Origin of the sequence: Rhodococcus sp. MS13 (assembly GCF_013277835.1) — a bacterium.
Lineage (GTDB): Bacteria > Actinomycetota > Actinomycetes > Mycobacteriales > Mycobacteriaceae > Rhodococcus_F > Rhodococcus_F erythropolis.
Window position 1 is genome coordinate 475,979 of the sequence record NZ_VBTL01000009.1, and the last position, 16,952, is coordinate 492,930.

At 63.2% G+C, this 16,952-nt stretch carries 13 protein-coding genes; 11 read left to right on the forward strand and 2 right to left on the reverse strand.

Annotated features, from left to right (window positions below):
* The first annotated feature begins 221 nt into the window (after positions 1-221).
* From FEZ59_RS19680 to FEZ59_RS19715, 8 genes are all read left to right on the forward strand, one after another.
* Positions 222-2,525, forward strand: a complete 2,304-nt coding sequence (locus FEZ59_RS19680; protein ID WP_242459855.1) for an EAL domain-containing protein — start codon at positions 222-224, stop codon at positions 2,523-2,525.
* Entirely contained in the window at positions 2,518-4,923 is a 2,406-nt protein-coding gene (locus FEZ59_RS30445; RefSeq protein ID WP_172933067.1) for an EAL domain-containing protein, read from the forward strand. Before FEZ59_RS19680 ends, FEZ59_RS30445 begins: the two co-directional genes overlap by 8 nt.
* A gap of 46 nt (positions 4,924-4,969) precedes the next feature.
* Positions 4,970-5,821 (forward strand): SDR family NAD(P)-dependent oxidoreductase, encoded by an 852-nt coding sequence (locus FEZ59_RS19690; RefSeq protein WP_070795959.1) that lies wholly within the window; start codon positions 4,970-4,972, stop codon positions 5,819-5,821.
* Between the two features lie 3 nt (positions 5,822-5,824).
* Positions 5,825-6,730, forward strand: a complete 906-nt coding sequence (locus tag FEZ59_RS19695; RefSeq protein WP_070795961.1) for a TIGR03619 family F420-dependent LLM class oxidoreductase — start codon at positions 5,825-5,827, stop codon at positions 6,728-6,730.
* Positions 6,731-6,798: 68 nt separating this feature from the next.
* Positions 6,799-7,485: a nitroreductase gene (locus tag FEZ59_RS19700; RefSeq protein WP_021345059.1), complete on the forward strand. Its 687-nt coding sequence runs from the start codon at positions 6,799-6,801 to the stop codon at positions 7,483-7,485.
* A gap of 73 nt (positions 7,486-7,558) precedes the next feature.
* Positions 7,559-8,695 carry a methyltransferase gene (locus FEZ59_RS19705; RefSeq protein ID WP_046378940.1) on the forward strand — a complete coding sequence of 379 codons (1,137 nt, stop codon included), beginning with the start codon at positions 7,559-7,561 and terminating at the stop codon, positions 8,693-8,695.
* Between the two features lie 177 nt (positions 8,696-8,872).
* A complete protein-coding gene (locus tag FEZ59_RS19710) occupies positions 8,873-9,724 on the forward strand; it encodes a Bax inhibitor-1/YccA family protein (RefSeq protein WP_029536818.1) in 852 nt (283 codons plus the stop codon).
* Between the two features lie 120 nt (positions 9,725-9,844).
* The gene (locus tag FEZ59_RS19715) at positions 9,845-10,600 is read left to right on the forward strand and encodes an enoyl-CoA hydratase/isomerase family protein (protein WP_172933068.1); all 756 of its coding nucleotides are present in this window, start codon (positions 9,845-9,847) and stop codon (positions 10,598-10,600) included.
* A 66-nt stretch (positions 10,601-10,666) separates the two neighbouring features.
* On the opposite strand, the gene FEZ59_RS19720 is transcribed toward FEZ59_RS19715, so the two are convergent.
* Positions 10,667-11,884, reverse strand: a complete 1,218-nt coding sequence (locus FEZ59_RS19720; protein WP_134999178.1) for an acetyl-CoA C-acetyltransferase — start codon at positions 11,882-11,884, stop codon at positions 10,667-10,669.
* 121 nt (positions 11,885-12,005) lie between these two features.
* Positions 12,006-12,968, reverse strand: a complete 963-nt coding sequence (locus tag FEZ59_RS19725; protein ID WP_170320380.1) for an SGNH/GDSL hydrolase family protein — start codon at positions 12,966-12,968, stop codon at positions 12,006-12,008.
* An 80-nt stretch (positions 12,969-13,048) separates the two neighbouring features.
* Between FEZ59_RS19725 and FEZ59_RS19730 the strand changes: the two genes are divergently transcribed.
* From FEZ59_RS19730 to ilvA, 3 genes are all read left to right on the forward strand, one after another.
* Positions 13,049-14,434 (forward strand): cystathionine beta-synthase, encoded by a 1,386-nt coding sequence (locus tag FEZ59_RS19730; protein ID WP_003943292.1) that lies wholly within the window; start codon positions 13,049-13,051, stop codon positions 14,432-14,434.
* Between the two features lie 44 nt (positions 14,435-14,478).
* Positions 14,479-15,651: a cystathionine gamma-synthase gene (locus tag FEZ59_RS19735; RefSeq protein WP_007728802.1), complete on the forward strand. Its 1,173-nt coding sequence runs from the start codon at positions 14,479-14,481 to the stop codon at positions 15,649-15,651.
* Between the two features lie 135 nt (positions 15,652-15,786).
* Positions 15,787-16,950, forward strand: a complete 1,164-nt coding sequence (gene ilvA, locus FEZ59_RS19740) for a threonine ammonia-lyase (RefSeq protein WP_223257899.1) — start codon at positions 15,787-15,789, stop codon at positions 16,948-16,950.
* Positions 16,951-16,952: the final 2 nt, after the last annotated feature.

Genomic DNA, 16,952 nt, shown 5'->3' on the forward strand with positions numbered 1-16,952 from the left:
ATCTCCGGCCATTGTCCCTCATGTCTGATTTCAACCCATCCGCATCAAACTTGCCGCACCAACTACCGGCAGACCAGTAGTTTGCTGATTACTGTGTCTGTGGGCAGACCTGACTCCGAAATAGGTCGGACGTACTGGTTGGCAGCGCAGTGCTTAATTACGAGAGAATTGCTGAGTCGGACGTCCGATTCGAATTGAGTCGTGGGAGCGGGAGGTAAGTGATGTCGGTCCTGTCTCTTCTGCAACCCCACCAGAGAGAAAGATTGACGCCCGCGCAGCGCGATGACGTCACTCGTGAGCAGATAGCCGTCACCTTCGGCGTGCTGCCGTGGGCCGCTGCTGTCCACCTAGTCGTCACACTCGGGCTGACGTTGTATGTGATTCCGCCGGACAGCGGACCGTTGCCGCGCCTGTGGCCATTCCTGTCCGGAGTGATCGGGTTGGTGGGGATGTGCGTCGGTCTCGCCATTCATTTCAACCTGATCGCACCCACGTACCGGATGTCCTACGCGTTTCTCATCGTCGAATTTGCTGTAGTCGGGATCCTGTATTCCTCGCTCGCCCTGGTCCTGTACCCGATCCTGGACGATTCCGGCGACCTGATCCTGATAGCGGTCACCACATCCATCACCGGTGCCGGAGCCGTGGCCACCGCGATGTTGCGGATGGTGGGGGTCACCTGGATCCTGTCCAATATGGTCATCCTCGGGGTGGCATTCTGGCTTCAACCGGGGCCCGAGTTCGAACGAATTCTCATTGGAATGATCGCCTACGGCGCAGCTCTGATCGGCGGCACGATAGTGGTCTCGGGCAACCTGGAATCTCGCTACCGAGCTGAATTGAGCGCCGCGTCGGAACGATCGGTTGTGCAGATGCTTCTCGAAGATTTCGAAGGCAACGCGGGAGACTTCGTGTGGGAGACGGACCAGAAAGGCAAGTTCAACCGAATCCCGACGCGGCTCGCGGTCGAAGCGGGGCTGGACTCCACCGAGTTGCAGGGAACGGCGTGGCAGGACCTGTTCATGGAGTTGGGCACCCTACGGATCCCCGGCGGAATCGATGCGCTCATGGAGTTGCAGAAAGCCCGCCACACGAAGACCGCATTCGTCGACGTGCTCGTTCCGGTCCGAGTGCACGGTGAAATCCGGTGGTGGCAGATCTCCGGACGCCCGCGCCCCGGCCGCACGCCTGACGAGTTCGTCTGGCGGGGAGTCGGTTCCGACGTCACGGAAGTGAAACTGCAGAGTGACGAGATCGTGCGGATGGGTCGGGTGGACGCACTCACCGGCATGCCGAACCGGCACAGCTTCTGGACCGAGCTCGAGCGACTGCTGCGTGATCCGTACACAATCGAAAGTGGTCTCGCGTTGGCGATGCTCGACCTCGACAACTTCAAATCGGTCAACGACACACTGGGTCACACCGTTGGCGACGCGGTTCTGCGAGAGGTCGCGGATCGCCTGTCCGAGGCCGGCGGGATGTCACAGCTGTTCGCACGTCTGGGTGGAGACGAGTTCGCGATTCTTTTCACCGATGTAGGTGACAGTTCGCAAGTTCGTACTCTGCTCGGCCGCTACATCGAAACTCTGCATGAGCCGATCACAGTGGCCGGCACGCGGTTGGAGATCGGATGCAGCATCGGGTACTACCTCCCCGCCGAACTGCCGTCCTCCGCCGACGAAATGATGGGCGCTGCGGACCTCGCGTTGTTCGCGGCAAAGGAATCCGGGCGCGGGGCCGTGCGTGAATATCGAGACTCGATGAAGTCCGTGGCCGATCGGCGGGCCCGCCTGCTCGAAGATCTGGGAAACACCGTCGCGGAGAAGGACCTCGAACTCGAGCTGCTGCCCAGGATCGACGTGCTCTCCCGCGAGATCGTTGCCGTGGAGGTCCGCGTGGTCTGGCACAACGCCCGCCTCGGAGCTGTGACGTCCGCCGAATTCATGAGCGTCGCAGACGACACCGGTTTGGCTTATTCACTAGGAACGACCGTCTTCGAGCTGGCGTGCGAGGCGGCGTCGCGTCTTCCTGATCACCTGCGGGTAGCCGTCGCGGTATCGACGCGTCAGCTCGAATCGGATTCCTTTGTCGACTCGATAGGGGATTCGCTTCGACGATCGGACGCCAGCGCACATCAGCTCGAGCTTCAACTCAACGAATCCTCGGCGATCACCGACGAGTCCAAGTCTGCATTGCACGCCATTGCAGACATGGGAATCGCGCTGACCGTGGACGAGTTCGGTGCCGGATTCTCCTCGCTCGCATCACTGTCCGGCCTTCCGTTCACCCGAGTCCGGATAGAACGCTCCATTTCGGGTGCGGCGCCTGGTGGACGGCCGATTCTCGAAGCTGTCGTGGATCTGGTCGACGCGCTGGGAATGGAGGTCGTCGTCTCGGGAGTCGACGGTGAGGAGGACTTGAAGTCCGTGGCCGCTGCAGGGGTGAGGACTGTTCAGGGATACATCGCCGGCGGGGTCATGTCGGTCGACGCGGTCGCAGCGGCGGTAGCAGGCCGACGTGGATGACCCGGCGGTACTCCGTAGGCGTCGTGTCGAGACGTCTGTGCGCAAGCTCGGTCGCAGCGGCACGGAACAAAACCTCTCGGATTACGATCGCCGCCGCTTACTCGATCGACGCCTGCGGTTCACCGCGCGCGTACTTCCGTGGTCGTTTCTGACTGCGGCGGTTGCGTTGTCAGCGATCGTGGTGCTCCTGCCGGTGGATGCCGGATGGTTCAGCTTCGCCTGGTCGAGTGTCATGTTGTTGTCGAGCGCTGGGTTCAGTGTCTATTGGCTCCGGCGCTCGCGTATGGGAGTCTCAGAGTCCCAGACCACCGAATTGGTGGTGCTCACAGTCGAAATCATCGTCTGGGGAGTGCTCCTGGCGTGCTTGGCTCTCGTTCTCTTCCCGATGCTCGATCCTGGTGACGAATTGGTACTGAGCTCGACGTTGATCGGTGGGATCGCGGTCGGCGTGTTTCCCACCATGATGTTTCGCGGAATCACTGTCGTCTGGATCAGCCTGGTGGGAGTCGGGCTTGCCGGGGCGTTCTGGACGGAACCGGGCACATCGCGTTTCGTGCTGATCGGGGTGCTGGTCATCTTCGTAGGTTCGCTCTACAGCGGAACTTTGCTGTTGGCCAACCTCTTCGAGAGACGGCTACGCGCCGAACTCGTAGCCGAGGACGAACGAGATCTCGTCGAATTGTTGCTCAACGATCTCGAAGACGGAGCGCAGGATTGGCTCTGGGAAACCGATTCGCGCGGTATCGCCAGTACCGTGTCGTATCGATTTGCCGAGCAGGTCGGTTTACCGGCAGCGCAGATTCGGGGCCGCACCATGCACGAGATCCTGATCGGGATCGGCGCATCTCGAACAGATGCGGGCAGGAAGTCCCTTGATCTTCTCACCGCGAATTTTCAAGCCGGGACGGCGTTTCGGGACCTCACCATGCAAGTTGTCGTACGGGGCGATACTCGCTGGTGGTCGATGTCAGGTCACCCCGCCAGCGGCGACGGGGCGGACTACGGGTGGCGCGGTGTCGGATCCGATATCACGCACTCTTATCACCAGCGTCAAAATATCTTGCGACTGGCGGAAGTCGATTCGCTGACCGGGCTCAAGAATCGGTACAGCTTCAACTCTCAGCTCTCGTCGAGGCTTCGGGACGGACGCAGAGTGTGGTTGGCGATTCTGGACCTGGACAACTTCAAGTCGATCAACGACCGGTTGGGACACCACGTCGGAGACGACGTGCTTCGCGATGTTGCGAGCAGGCTGCACAGCGTTCTGCGATCGAACGAGATCTGTGGGCGACTGGGGGGTGACGAGTTTGCCATCGCCTTCGACGACTCCGCCTTCGACGACTCCGCCTTCGACGACATCGCGAGTGCAGATGAGGTTGAGGAACGATTCCAAACGATTCTCGACTCATTCGAACGACCATTTTCACTGGTCGGCAACCAGATTCGCATTCGTGCCAGTCTGGGGTACGGCTCGATGCCCGACGACGCCGACAGCCTCGAAGACCTGGTGATTGTTGCGGACCTCGCGCTTTACCACGCAAAGGAGAGCGGTCGGAACCAGATTCGCGCCTTCGATGCGACTTTGCGGGATCGTGCGACAGGTCGGGCCAGAGCACTGTTGGATCTTCGTCGTGCGTTGATCGACGAAGAGTTCGAGTTGGTCTATCAACCGCAGGTTTCAGCCGCGACGGGAGTTGTTGTCGGGTTCGAGGCTCTGCTGCGGTGGAACCATCCGACTTCAGGTCTCGTCTCGCCGGGAGACTTCATTTCGGTCGCCGAGGAAACTGGCTTGATCGTGCCGATCGGTGCAGGTGTTTTGCGGGCTGCCTGCACGGCAGCGACAACGTGGCCGGAGGACATTCGGGTTGCCGTCAATGTTTCTCAGGTGCAACTGCGTTCGAGTCGATACGTCGAATCGGTACGCCAGACACTGAACGAGGTGAACCTCCACCCCAGCCGACTCGAGATCGAGGTGACCGAATCGCTGGTCATCGACGATGCCGACCGAGATGTGTTGGTACAGCTCTCGGCGCTCGGAATCGCGATTGCGATGGACGACTTCGGTACAGGGTTCTCCTCGGTTGCCAGCTTGGCCCGGCTGCCGCTCGATCGGTTGAAGATCGATCGGGCGTTCGTCGCACCGCTGGACGCGGATCCCTCGAATTCGAGGTTCGCTGTCCTGCGAGCCGTCATCGCGATTGCCAAATCTCTCGGGCTGGACACCGTCGCCGAGGGCGTGGAGACGGAGAGGCAGCGCGCGATAGTGACGGAGTGCGGATGTGACGTGATCCAGGGGTACCTGGAGGGATTGCCGATACGGGCAGCCGAGATTCCGGACTATTTGAATGAGCGACCAGGCGGTCCGAGCAGGCTGGGTGTCGCGGCTACCACTGAGTGAGAACTTTGCGCCCGTTTTGGCGATCGATGTGTGACGGTACGCCGAAGTGATTCACATCGAACTGCAGAAGGGTGTCTTCGTGGTGGTCGGATCGGCGTACTTCCCAGGGCCGATGTTGGTGGGTAAGAAGGCAGTGGTCACAGGCGGTTCCCAGGGAATCGGCGCAGCGATCGTTCGAGCATTTGCCTCGCATGGCGCGTCAGTTCTGGTTGTGGACATGGCACCGCTGGGCGAGGTCGAATTCGACTCAGCTGCAGGTGGTTCGATCAACCATCTCGAGTACGACGTGCGTGCGCAGGAAGTCCCCGTCGCGTTGACCGAGTTCGCGCCGGACGTTCTGGTGAACAATGTGGGTCATTTCCTGAACCCGCCGACGGCGTTCACCGGTACGGATCCAGGATTCTGGTCCGAGGCGGGCAACATCAATTTCGATCACGTCGTGCGCCTGACCCATGCCCTGCTTCCCGGCATGATCGATCGCGGAGTCGGTGGATCGATCGTGAACCTGACGACGGTGGAGGCGCATCGAGCGATCCCGGGCCACACCATGTACTCGGCATACAAGGCCGCGCTGACGCAGTTCACCAGAAGTCTTGGTGTGGAGATCGGTCGAACCGGAGTGCGCGTCAACGCCATTGCCCCGGATCTGATCGAGTCGGTACAGGTGCCGTATCGCAGGATCGTCCCTGCCGACGACTGGGACAAGTGGCAGGGGTGGGCGCCGCTGGGTGGACCGGGCCAGCCGGTCGACATTGCCGGCCCCGCGCTGTTCCTGGCTTCAGACCTGGCGAGATACATCACCGGAACCGTCATCCACGTCGACGGCGGCTCGCACGCTGCCGGAGGCTGGTTCCCCACCGAAGAAGGCGGCTGGACCAACCGGCCCCGAAAGGCTTGACACATGACAACTTTCAGTCTGAACGTTCCTAATTTCGGCACCACTCTCGCGGAGAACTCCTACGGGAAACTCGTGCAGGTCTGTCAGAGCGCGGAAGCTGCCGGCTTCGACCGGGTCCTCGTCACCGATCATGTGGTGATGGGCTCGGACAACTCGGCATATACGTGGTCGGCGTTCCCCACCGAGCCTGACGCCAACTGGCTCGAACCGCTGACCGTCCTGGCTTTTGTTGCCGGACAGACGAAGACAATTCGCTTGGGGACCGGAATCGTCATCGCGGCGCTTCGCGGGGGAGCGGTACTTGCCAAGACTGCCGCGACACTCGATCTGCTGTCCGGTGGCCGCCTCGACCTTGGCGTCGGAACCGGTTGGCAGCAACGCGAATACGACGCGGTCGGTATGGACTTCGGTAAACGAGGACCCTTGCTCGACGACGCTCTCGCTGTGTGCCGGGCCCTGTGGAGTTCGGCGCCGGCGAGCATCGACACTCCTCGTCTGAAGTTCGACGACGTGTATTGCGCGCCCCGTCCAGTCGCTGGAATCCCGATCTGGGTATCCGGTTCGCTCTCCAAAGCCGTCGTACGACGCGTCGCAACCTGGGGTGACGGGTGGATTCCGATCATGGGCGCCGCGGACGACGACCTACGTGAAGGGATCGATGTCATCGGGAAGGCCATGGCGGATCTCGGACGCGATCCAGCGGAATTGCAGGTCCGTGGGCGACTGACCGTTGTTCGCGGGGCTGACGGTTCGATCGATCTCCCGGCGACGATGATCGGTGCCGAACAGCTGCTCGAATCCGGTGCTACCGATGTGCTGGTCGCGCTGGCAGCTGTTGATCCGGATCCGGACACGGCGATGTCGGAGTTCGGCGAGCTGGTGTCGGCCTTCGCAAAGGTGACCCGATGACTATTGCGTTGAAGCGATAGTTCTATCGTGCGAAGTGTTGTAGTGCAGCCTGATCGAGGAGAGAACACATGACCGAGAGCATCGTCGTGGATACGAGCCTGGAAGCGTTGCTCGATGCCCGGATCAGCTGCCGCGCCTACGAGGACCGTCAGGTGCCACGTGAGGTGATCGAGGAGATCCTTCGGCTGGCGCAGAAGACGCCGTCGTGGTGCAACACGCAACCGTGGCAGGTTGCGATCACCGAAGGGGAGGGCACAGAGCGATTCCGCGCCGGGCTCGGTGAATACGTGATGGCCAACGCCCAGGAGTCGGACTTCGAGTTCCCCCGCGAGTACCAGGGCATCTACAAGTCGCGTCGGTTCGACTGTGCGATGGCGCTTTATTCGAGCGTCGGAATCGAGCACGGTGACCGCGCCGGTTCCGCGGCACAGACGATGAAGAACTTCGAGCTCTTCGGCGCTCCCCACGTCGCGATCATCACCACCGACGAGGCATTGGGCACCTACGGCGCCGTCGACTGTGGGTTGTACGTGAACAGCTTCCTGCTCGCGGCCCAGAGCCTGGGGGTGGCCACCATTCCGCAGGCGGCGCTCGCGGGTAGCTCCAAGTTCATTCACGAGCACTTCGGCATCGACGACACGCGCAAGGTCGTGTGCGCGATCTCGTTCGGGTACCCCGACACCGACCACCCGGTGAACGGATTCCGCACCGAACGCGAAACCGTCGACAACGTCGTGCAGTGGATGTCGAACTGATGTGGATGTCGAACTGATCACCTGCACTTCCAGGGATTGAGTGTTGAGCTGATTCACCTGAAAGACTGGTGGCATGTCCGACACACCCGAACTGTTCGATCGTCTGCGCCGATTCCCCGATGTCGAGGCACCCAATCTCTTTGCCGTCGACGCGGCTGATCGTCTGATCCTCGACGAGGCCGCCGACGCTCTTGCCGTGGCACCGGCGGGCACCGTCGTCGTGATCGGCGATCACTACGGTGCGCTGACCGCCGGTGCTGCGCTCGTTCACGGAATCGCCGGCGTGCGGGTTCACCAGGATCCGCTCACCGGAGAGTTGGCCCTCGCGAACAATGCGCGCGAACTCGGTTTCAGTGACGCCTTCACCTCCCACGGACTGGACGAGGAGTTGCTCAGCGGCGCCCGCGTCGTGCTCATGCAATTGCCGCGTAGCCTCGCCGAACTTGCCGAGATCGCTCAGCTGATCGCGCTCCACGCCGACCCGGCGGTTCGTGTCTTCGCCGGTGGGCGTGACAAGCACATCACCCCGGCGATGAACAAGGTTCTCGGCGAATCGTTTTCCGACGTCAGCGCCTCGCGTGGGCGTCAGAAGTCCCGCGTACTCAAGGCATCGGAACCGAAGGCCGATGTTGCCATCACGTTCCCGATGACCGAACGCCTCGACGAGTTCGACCTCGACGTCGTTGCTCACGGCGCCGTGTTTGCCGGTGCGAGCCTGGATATCGGCACCCGCTTGCTCCTGGAGAACCTCGGAAAGATTGCGGTCGATCCGCTGAGCGACGTGATCGATCTGGGTTGTGGCAGCGGCATTCTCGCGGCGGCGATCGCGCGTAAATTCCCGAATGTCCACGTGATCGCAACGGATCAGTCCTCGGCAGCCGTCGCTTCGGCTCTGGCGACCGCAACTGCTAACGGCGTCGGCGATCGGGTGAGCGGCCTGCGCGACGACGCCGTGAGTTCGTTGCCCAGTGCGAGTGCCGATCTGGTTCTGTTGAACCCGCCGTTCCACGTCGGCGCGGCGGTGCACACCGGCGGAGCACTCAAGATGTTCGAAGCCGCCGGTCGCGTCCTGCGTCCGGGTGGCGAGTTGTGGACTGTTCACAACGCGCATCTGGGGTATCGCGAACCGCTGAAAGCCGCGGTGGGACCGAGCGAAGCGATGGCGAAGAACGCGAAGTTCATCGTGATGAAGTCGGTCAAACCGTCCTAGTATCGAAGAGTGTTGATCTTCCGGAAATGCGCCGGGAACTACAACCGACGCTTCGACGTTGTAAATTACGAGTGCTTTACTTTTAGTTAGGTACACGGACCGTGTCGGAAACTCGGATCCGTACGGCGAACCCGCGACGCACCCGTCGTAGGCCACCACGATGAAGGGATGATCACGGTGCGCACCACCAGCAACCCGGTGTTCCGCAATCTGCCCAAGCAAGAGGGCAACGGATACGCCTCGTTCGGATCTGCGACGGCGGGCGCCTCGCAGGCAACCCAGCAGTTCGGTCAGCCGCAGTACGCTCCGGCCGAGCCGTACCAGACCGGTCCCACCTCGCGGGCCATGACGATCGACGACGTCGTCACCAAGACGGGCATCACGCTCGGCGTGCTGACGATCTCGGCACTGGTGTCGTACTTCCTCGTCAACAACAACGCCGACCTCGCTACCCCGCTGGTCATCGGCGGCGGTCTCGTCGGCCTCGTTCTGGTTCTGGTCGCGACGTTCGGCCGCAAGATGGACAACCCGGCAATCGTGTTGGCGTACGCCGTCGCCGAAGGTCTGTTCCTCGGTGCGCTGTCGTTCATGTTCACCGATATTCAATTCGGTGGCGTCGGCGGATCGGCACTGATCGCGCAGGCAGTCCTCGGCACCTTCGGCGTGTTCTTCGGCATGCTCGTTGTTTACAAGACCGGCGCGATTCGGGTGACTCCGCGTCTGACGCGAATGATCATCGGCGCGTTGATCGGCGTTGTCGTTCTGGCGCTCGGCAACCTCGTCGCGAGCTTCTTCGTCGACGGCGGGCTGGGACTGCGTGACGGCGGAACGCTCGCCATCATCTTCAGCCTCGTCTGCATCGGCATCGCAGCCTTCAGCTTCCTGCTCGACTTCGATGCCGCTGATCAGCTGATCCGCGCACAGGCGCCCGAGAAGGCAGCCTGGGGCGTCGCATTCGGCCTCACCGTCACCTTGGTCTGGCTGTACGTCGAGATCCTGCGTCTGCTGAGCTACTTCAACAACGACTAGTTCTCGAGTCGTTCCGTAACACGAAGAAGGGCCCCGCGAGGGGCCCTTCTTTTGTCGTCTGTGGGCGGTTACGGTGCTTGGATACCTAGCAACTGCTTGGTTTGGAGCGAAGGGGAGCGAATGTCGACAAACACCACCGAACCCGTGCTGGTGGCGGATGCCGGAGCAGTGCGAACGCTGACCTTCAACAATCCGAGCCGCCTGAACGCTTTCGATGCGGCCGGCTTTCGAGCGTTGACCAAGGCGCTTGACGACGCGGCGTCGGACGAAGCCGTGGCCGTGGTGATCGTCGAGGGCGCAGGCAAGGCATTTTCCAGTGGCGTCGACCTACGCGCACTCGCCGAACCAGGCGCAGACAACGCCGACTTCGGCCACGCATTCGCGCCGCTGATCGTTGCGCTGGTGGAGTTCCCGAAGCCCTTGATCGCCGCGGTGCACGGCGCTGCCGTCGGCATCGGCCTGACCATGCTGCTCTACTGCGACGTCGTCTACGTTGCCGAGAACGCACGCCTGCGGGCACCGTTCACGTCGCTGGGTACAGCTCCCGAAGCTGCCAGTAGTTGGTTGCTGCCCAAGGTGATCGGAACGCAGCGAGCCGCCGAGCTGATCCTGTCGGCCCGGTGGCTCAGCGGCGTCGAAGCTGCCGCCTACGGACTGGCGACAGCCGCCGTACCGGCCGACCAGGTACAGGCACGTGCCCGCGAGAGTGCCGAGCAGATTGCCGCCAACATCGGACCGGCAGTCCTTGCCGCCAAGCGACTGCTCCGCCACGGTTGGGCCGACGAAGCCCGCGCCGCTGTGCAGCGTGAGGACGACGCTGCACGAGCGTTGATTCGCGAGTTGGGGAGTTTTGCTCGGAAATTCACGACTACCTGAAACACGACTACACGAAAGCGGCCGCCCGGCAGAAGCCGGGCGGCCGCTTTCGACGTGCTCAGGGGATCAGCTGAGGCGCTCGATCACCATTGCCATGCCCTGTCCGCCGCCGACACACATGGTCTCGACGCCGAAGGTCTTGTCCTGCTCCTGCAGGTTGTTGATCAGGGTGTTGGTGATGCGGGCACCGGTCATGCCGAAGGGGTGACCCAGGGCGATCGCGCCACCGGAGATGTTGAGCTTGTCCTCTTCGATGCCCAGTTCGCGAGCGGATCCGAGGACCTGCACGGCGAATGCCTCGTTGATCTCGAACAGGTCGATGTCGGAGATCGACTTGCCGGCGATCTTCAGGGCGTTCTTGACGGACTGGATCGGGCCGAGGCCCATGATCTCGGGGGACAGGCCCGAGACGCCGGTGGAGACGATGCGAGCCAGCGGGGTCAGGCCGAGTGCCTTCGCCTTGGTGTCGGACATGATCACCAGTGCGGCTGCGCCGTCGTTGAGCGGGCAGGCATTGCCGGCGGTGACGGTGCCGTCGGGGCGGAAGACGGGCTTGAGGCCGCTGATGCCCTCGTAGGTGGTGCCGGCGCGGGGGCCGTCGTCCTTGGAGACGACGGTGCCGTCGGCGAGGGTGACGGGCGTGATTTCACGCTCGAAGAAGCCGCGAGCGATGGCTTCCTCGGCGCGGTTCTGGCTGCGAACTGCCCAGCGGTCCTGGTCTTCGCGGGTGATGCCGGTGGCCGAAGCGACGTTCTCGGCGGTCTGGCCCATGCCCAGGTACACGTCGGGGATCAGGCCTTCTTCGCGAGGATCGGTCCAGGCGACTCCACCCTCGGCGAGCTTGGCGCTACGAGCCTGCGCTGCGTCGAAGAGCGGGTTCTTGGTGCCCGGTAGGCCGTCGGCGTTGCCCGTGATGAAACTGGAGACGGACTCGACGCCGGCGGAGATGAAGACGTCGCCCTCGCCTGCGCGGATGGCGTGCAATGCCATCCGGGTGGTCTGCAGCGAGGAGGAACAGTAACGGTTGACCGTCACACCGGGGAGGAAGTCGTAGCCGAGCTGAACGGCGACGACGCGGGCGATGTTGAAGCCCGACTGGCCGGCGGGCTGGCCGCAACCGAGCATGAGGTCGTCGATCTCGGTGGGGTCGAGCTCGGGGATCTTTGCCAACGCGGCGGCAACCATCTGAGTTGCGAGGTCATCCGGGCGGATGTCCTTGAGCGAACCCTTCATTGCGCGGCCGATGGGCGACCGTACTGCTGAGACGATTACTGCCTCGGGCATGAAAACTCCTTTTGTGTACTGCTCGTGGGCGGCTTGAAACGCCGTCGAGCAGGGCAAGTTGAATGCAGCTTCGACTTACAATTTACGTTGCCGCTCCCAGATGGTGGTCACGCAGTCTCACTCAGTTGACGTCGGGGCGCTGAACTGCGGGTTTGGTGCGTCTCGCGAAGGCTTTCCACTGAGTTGCCGCTGCCGTCAGTCGGGCCGCGACGGTGCGAGCTTGCGCCGCCTCCGAGACGTGGGGAAGTTCGGGTAGCGGGCCACCCTGCCACTCACCCAGAGCCGACGCGAGAACCGGGACGATCTGCTTCGCCGCGAGCTCGTAGCCGGCCGCCGACGGGTGGAAACGATCAGCCGAGAACATCGTGTCGGGCGAGGCCAGGAATTCCTTGGCCAGCAGGTCGGCTAGTGGAACGGGATGACCCCCGGCGTTTCTGGTCGCGGACGCCTGGGCGAGCGCGAGACGATGACCCCATTCACGCACCACGGAGCGCAGTGGTTGCGGGATAGCCGTGACCACCCCCAGATCCGGGCAGGTGCCGACAACAACGACGGCGCCACTCTCGCGTAGCCGTCGTACCGCGTCGCCGAGGCGTTTTGCCGAAGCATGAATTGCGTTCTTCGCCGTGACGTCGTTGGCGCCGATCAGGATCACGGCAGCATCCGGGGGAGGGCCGGCGACGAACATGGCGTCGACCTGCCCACTCAACCCGCGTGAGGTGGCGCCGCCGATGGCCTTGGTGCTCAAACGGATTCGCTTCCCGGTTTCACTCGCAAGCAGCTTCGCGACCTGCACACCCGGAACTTCCGACGCCGTCAGCGCGCCGACGCCGGCCGCAGACGAATCGCCGAAGATCATCAAGTGGAGATCGAAGGGCACGGCCCGCCACCAGAGTTCCGGGTTGTCGGCGCCGGGTGCGTACACCCCGTCCGCCTCGGGTGGCTTGGCGATATTGCGACCGATCACCCCACGGGCCGCCCCCGCCTGCGACATCAGATAGTTGTAGCCCAACCAGGAGAGCGTGCCTGCACTCGATCCGGCCACCACCGTGGCCACCGACGCTTTCAGTCCGGTTCGACTCACACTTGCCAATCTAGCCGGATTGCACCACCTTCGCCCGACGTCCGCGCGCACCGTTTTCTTTCATCTGGGAACATGGACGAATGCGCATCGCGGAACACGTCGTCGACCTCATCGGCAACACCCCACTCGTCAAGCTCACGTCCGTCACGGGCGAAAACTTCGGCACGGTGGCAGCCAAGGTCGAATACCTCAACCCTGGCGGTAGCTCCAAGGACCGCATCGCCGTCAAGATGATCGACGCAGCCGAGGCTTCGGGTGAACTGAAGCCCGGCGGCACCATCGTCGAGCCGACTTCGGGCAACACCGGAATCGGCTTGGCACTCGTGGCGCAAAAGCGTGGATACAAGTGCGTTTTCGTCTGCCCCGACAAGGTCAGCGAAGACAAGCGCAACGTCCTGCGTGCCTACGGCGCCGAGGTGGTCGTGTGCCCCACGGCCGTCGCACCGGACAACCCGAACAGCTACTACAGCGTCTCCGACCGCCTCACCCGTGAGATCCCCGGCGCCTGGAAGCCCAACCAGTACTCCAACCCGGGCGGACCGGAGAGCCACTACGAGACCACCGGTCCCGAGATCTGGGCCGACACCGACGGCAAGATCACGCACTTCGTCGCGGGCGTCGGCACCGGCGGCACCATCACCGGCACCGGCCGCTACCTCAAGGAAGTTTCGGGCGGCAAGGTCAAGGTCATCGGCGCAGACCCCGAAGGCTCCGTCTACTCCGGCGGCACCGGTCGCCCGTACCTGGTCGAAGGCGTCGGCGAAGACTTCTGGCCGTCGGCATACGACCCGTCCATCCCGGACGAGATCATCGCCGTCTCGGATGCCGATTCCTTCGAGATGACGCGTCGCCTCGCCCGCGAAGAGGGACTGCTGGTCGGCGGTTCCTGCGGTATGGCAGTCGTCGCTGCCCTCGAAGTAGCCAAGCGCGAAGGCCCCGACGCTCTGATCGTCGTCCTCCTCCCGGACGGCGGCCGCGGCTACCTGTCCAAAATCTTCAACGATCAGTGGATGGCGTCGTACGGATTCCTGCGCACCCCACTCGACGGCAAGACCAACGTCCCCACCGTCGGCGACGTCCTGCGCGGGAAGTCGGGCGAGCTGCCGGACCTCGTTCACACTCACCCGTCGGAGACTCTGCGCGACGCGATCGAGATCCTGCGCGAGTACGGCGTGTCCCAGATGCCCGTCGTCGGTGCGGAACCGCCGGTCATGGCAGGCGAGGTCGCCGGAAGCGTGTCCGAGCGAGATCTGCTGAGCGCGGTATTCGAAGGCCGTGCGCACCTTGCGGATTCCGTCGAGAAGCACATGAGCAAGCCGTTCCCGCTCATCGGTTCCGGCGAGCCGGTCTCGGCTGCCACGAAGGCGCTCGGTGACACCGACGCACTCATGGTCGTCGACGACGGCAAGCCGGTCGGTGTCATCACGCGCCACGATCTCCTGGGTTTCCTGAGTTCGGATTCCTGAGTTCGGATTCCTGCGCCGGTGCCGGCGCCATTAGGCTGGGGACCATGAGTGAGCAACGCAGCAAGGCCGACAACATCAGCTGGCAGGGTTTCTCCACGAAAGCGGTGCATGCGGGTTACGAACCCGATCCGCTGACCGGTGCGGTCAACGTGCCGATCTACGCAAGTTCCACCTTCGCCCAAGACGGCGTCGGTGGAATGCGCAGTGGCTTCGAGTACGCGCGAACGGGCAACCCCACCCGTCGCCCGCTCGAGGCGAACCTTGCCGCGCTCGAATCCGGAACCTACGGCCGAGCGTTCAGTTCGGGAATGGCGGCCACCGACTGCCTGCTCCGTTCGGTACTTCGACCGGGCGATCACCTGGTCATCCCCGACGACGCGTACGGCGGAACCTTCCGTCTCATCGACAAGGTGTTCACGCAGTGGGGGATCGAGTACACCCCGGCTCCGGTGTCCGACGTCGATGCGGTGCGCGCGGCGATGAAGTCCAACACCAAGCTGGTCTGGGTCGAGACGCCCACGAACCCGCTGCTCAATATCGGTGACATCGAGCTCCTTGCCGAGGTCGCCCACGAGGGCAACGCAAAGATCGTGGTGGACAACACCTTCGCGTCGCCGTACCTGCAGCAGCCGCTGCAGCTCGGTGCCGACATCGCGCTGCACTCCACGACCAAGTACATCGGCGGACACTCCGACGTGGTCGGCGGCGCTCTCGTCTGCAACGACGAAGAACTGGATACCGCGTTTGCGTTCCTGCAGAACGGATCCGGTGGCGTTCCCGGCCCGTTCGACGCGTTCCTGACGTTGCGCGGAATCAAGACATTGGCGCTGCGCATGGAGCGTCACAGTGACAACGCGGAGAAGGTCGTCGAATTGCTCGACGGCCACCCCGCGGTTGCCAGCGTCATCTACCCGGGCCTGGCTTCGCATCCGTCACACAAGGTCGCGGCCAAGCAGATGCGACGCTTCGGCGGCATGATCTCCGTCCGCCTCAAGGGCGGCAAGGCGGCAGCTCTCGACCTGTGCTCGCGCACCGAGATCTTCACGCTGGCAGAATCTCTCGGCGGCGTCGAATCTCTCATCGAGTTCCCCGGCGCGATGACCCACGCCTCGACGGCCGGTTCCGCTCTCGAGGTTCCCGACGATCTGGTTCGCCTGTCGGTCGGCATCGAAGACGCCTCCGATCTGGTCGGCGACATCGAGCAAGCGCTGTCCTGATCTTCGCTCTACAGTAATTCGACTTCGAATCTGCAGTGCGCCTTCACACCTCACGAGGGTGTGGAGGCGCACTTTCTGGAGGCATGCGTGAATCTCGAACAGATAAAGGCTGCACAGCAACTGCTCGCCCCGGTCATGCGACGCACCCCGGTCGTGGCCTCGCGAGTGTTGTCCGAAACCACCGGCTTCGCCGTGAGCTTGAAATGTGAAAACCTGCAGCGCACCGGCTCTTTCAAACCGCGCGGTGCGTACAACCGCATTGCCAATCTTTCCGCAGAGGAACGGGCAGCGGGCGTGGTGGCGGCCAGTGCCGGTAACCATGCGCAGGGAGTTGCCTGGTCTGCAACAGAACTGGGAATCAAGTCGACCGTCTTCATGCCGACGGGTGCGCCGCTGCCGAAGTTGGTGGCCACCAAGGCATATGGAGCTCAGGTCCACCTGCACGGTTCGACTGTCGACGAAGCGCTCGTGGCCGCTCGCGAATTCGCGGACCGGACGGGAGCAGTTCTGGTCCACCCCTTCGACCACGAGGACGTCGTGGCGGGGCAGGGGACTGTGGGGCTCGAAATCCTCGAGCAACTGCCTGAGGTCGGCACTATCCTCGTCCCCACCGGCGGCGGCGGGTTGATCGCCGGAGTGGCCGCAGCAGTCAAAGCTGTACGCCCGCAGGTCCGCATCGTCGGAGTGCAGGCCGAGACCGCGGCTGCCTGGCCGGCGTCGTTGGCAGCCGGGAAGCCGACCGCCTTGGCGTCGATGTCCACGATGGCAGACGGTATCGCCGTTGGCTGCCCGGGCGAGGTTCCGTTCGCCGAAGTTGCCGCCCATGTCGATGCCGTGGTGACGGTCAGCGAGGAAGCGCTGTCCAAAGCGCTCCTGCTGTGCCTCGAACGCGCCAAGCTCATCGTCGAACCGGCCGGCGTTGCGGCCGTTGCGGCCTTGATGACCTGCTCTCCGGAGGAGCTGGGACTGACAGGGCCGGTGTGCGCCGTGCTTTCCGGCGGCAACATCGATCCGCTGCTTCTCACGCACGTCATCTCGCACGGTCTGCGAGCGGCCGGACGGTTCCTCGGCGTTCACATCACCATCGACGATCGGCCGGGCGCACTGGTCTCGTTGCTCGAAGTGGTTCGAGCGAACGGCGCCAGCGTGGTCGACGTCATCCATTCCCGTACCGGTGGCGAACTCGCGCTCGACGAAGTGGAAGTCTTCCTCACCGTCGAGACGCGGGGTCCGGACAACAAGGCGGAACTTCTCACCGCCTTCGACCGTGCCGGCTACGCCGTACGACTGCAGAACTGACG

What these genes read in the sequence shown, in the direction of transcription:
- FEZ59_RS19730 (WP_003943292.1), top strand. Translation starts at nt 13,049, where the DNA reads ATGCGCATCGCGGAACACGTCGTCGACCTCATCGGCAACACCCCACTC.
- FEZ59_RS19705 (WP_046378940.1), top strand. Translation starts at nt 7,559, where the DNA reads ATGTCCGACACACCCGAACTGTTCGATCGTCTGCGCCGATTCCCCGAT.
- FEZ59_RS19735 (WP_007728802.1), top strand. Translation starts at nt 14,479, where the DNA reads ATGAGTGAGCAACGCAGCAAGGCCGACAACATCAGCTGGCAGGGTTTC.
- FEZ59_RS19720 (WP_134999178.1), bottom strand. Translation starts at nt 11,884, where the DNA reads ATGCCCGAGGCAGTAATCGTCTCAGCAGTACGGTCGCCCATCGGCCGC.
- FEZ59_RS19700 (WP_021345059.1), top strand. Translation starts at nt 6,799, where the DNA reads ATGACCGAGAGCATCGTCGTGGATACGAGCCTGGAAGCGTTGCTCGAT.
- FEZ59_RS19680 (WP_242459855.1), top strand. Translation starts at nt 222, where the DNA reads ATGTCGGTCCTGTCTCTTCTGCAACCCCACCAGAGAGAAAGATTGACG.
- FEZ59_RS19695 (WP_070795961.1), top strand. Translation starts at nt 5,825, where the DNA reads ATGACAACTTTCAGTCTGAACGTTCCTAATTTCGGCACCACTCTCGCG.
- FEZ59_RS19715 (WP_172933068.1), top strand. Translation starts at nt 9,845, where the DNA reads ATGTCGACAAACACCACCGAACCCGTGCTGGTGGCGGATGCCGGAGCA.
- ilvA (WP_223257899.1), top strand. Translation starts at nt 15,787, where the DNA reads ATGCGACGCACCCCGGTCGTGGCCTCGCGAGTGTTGTCCGAAACCACC.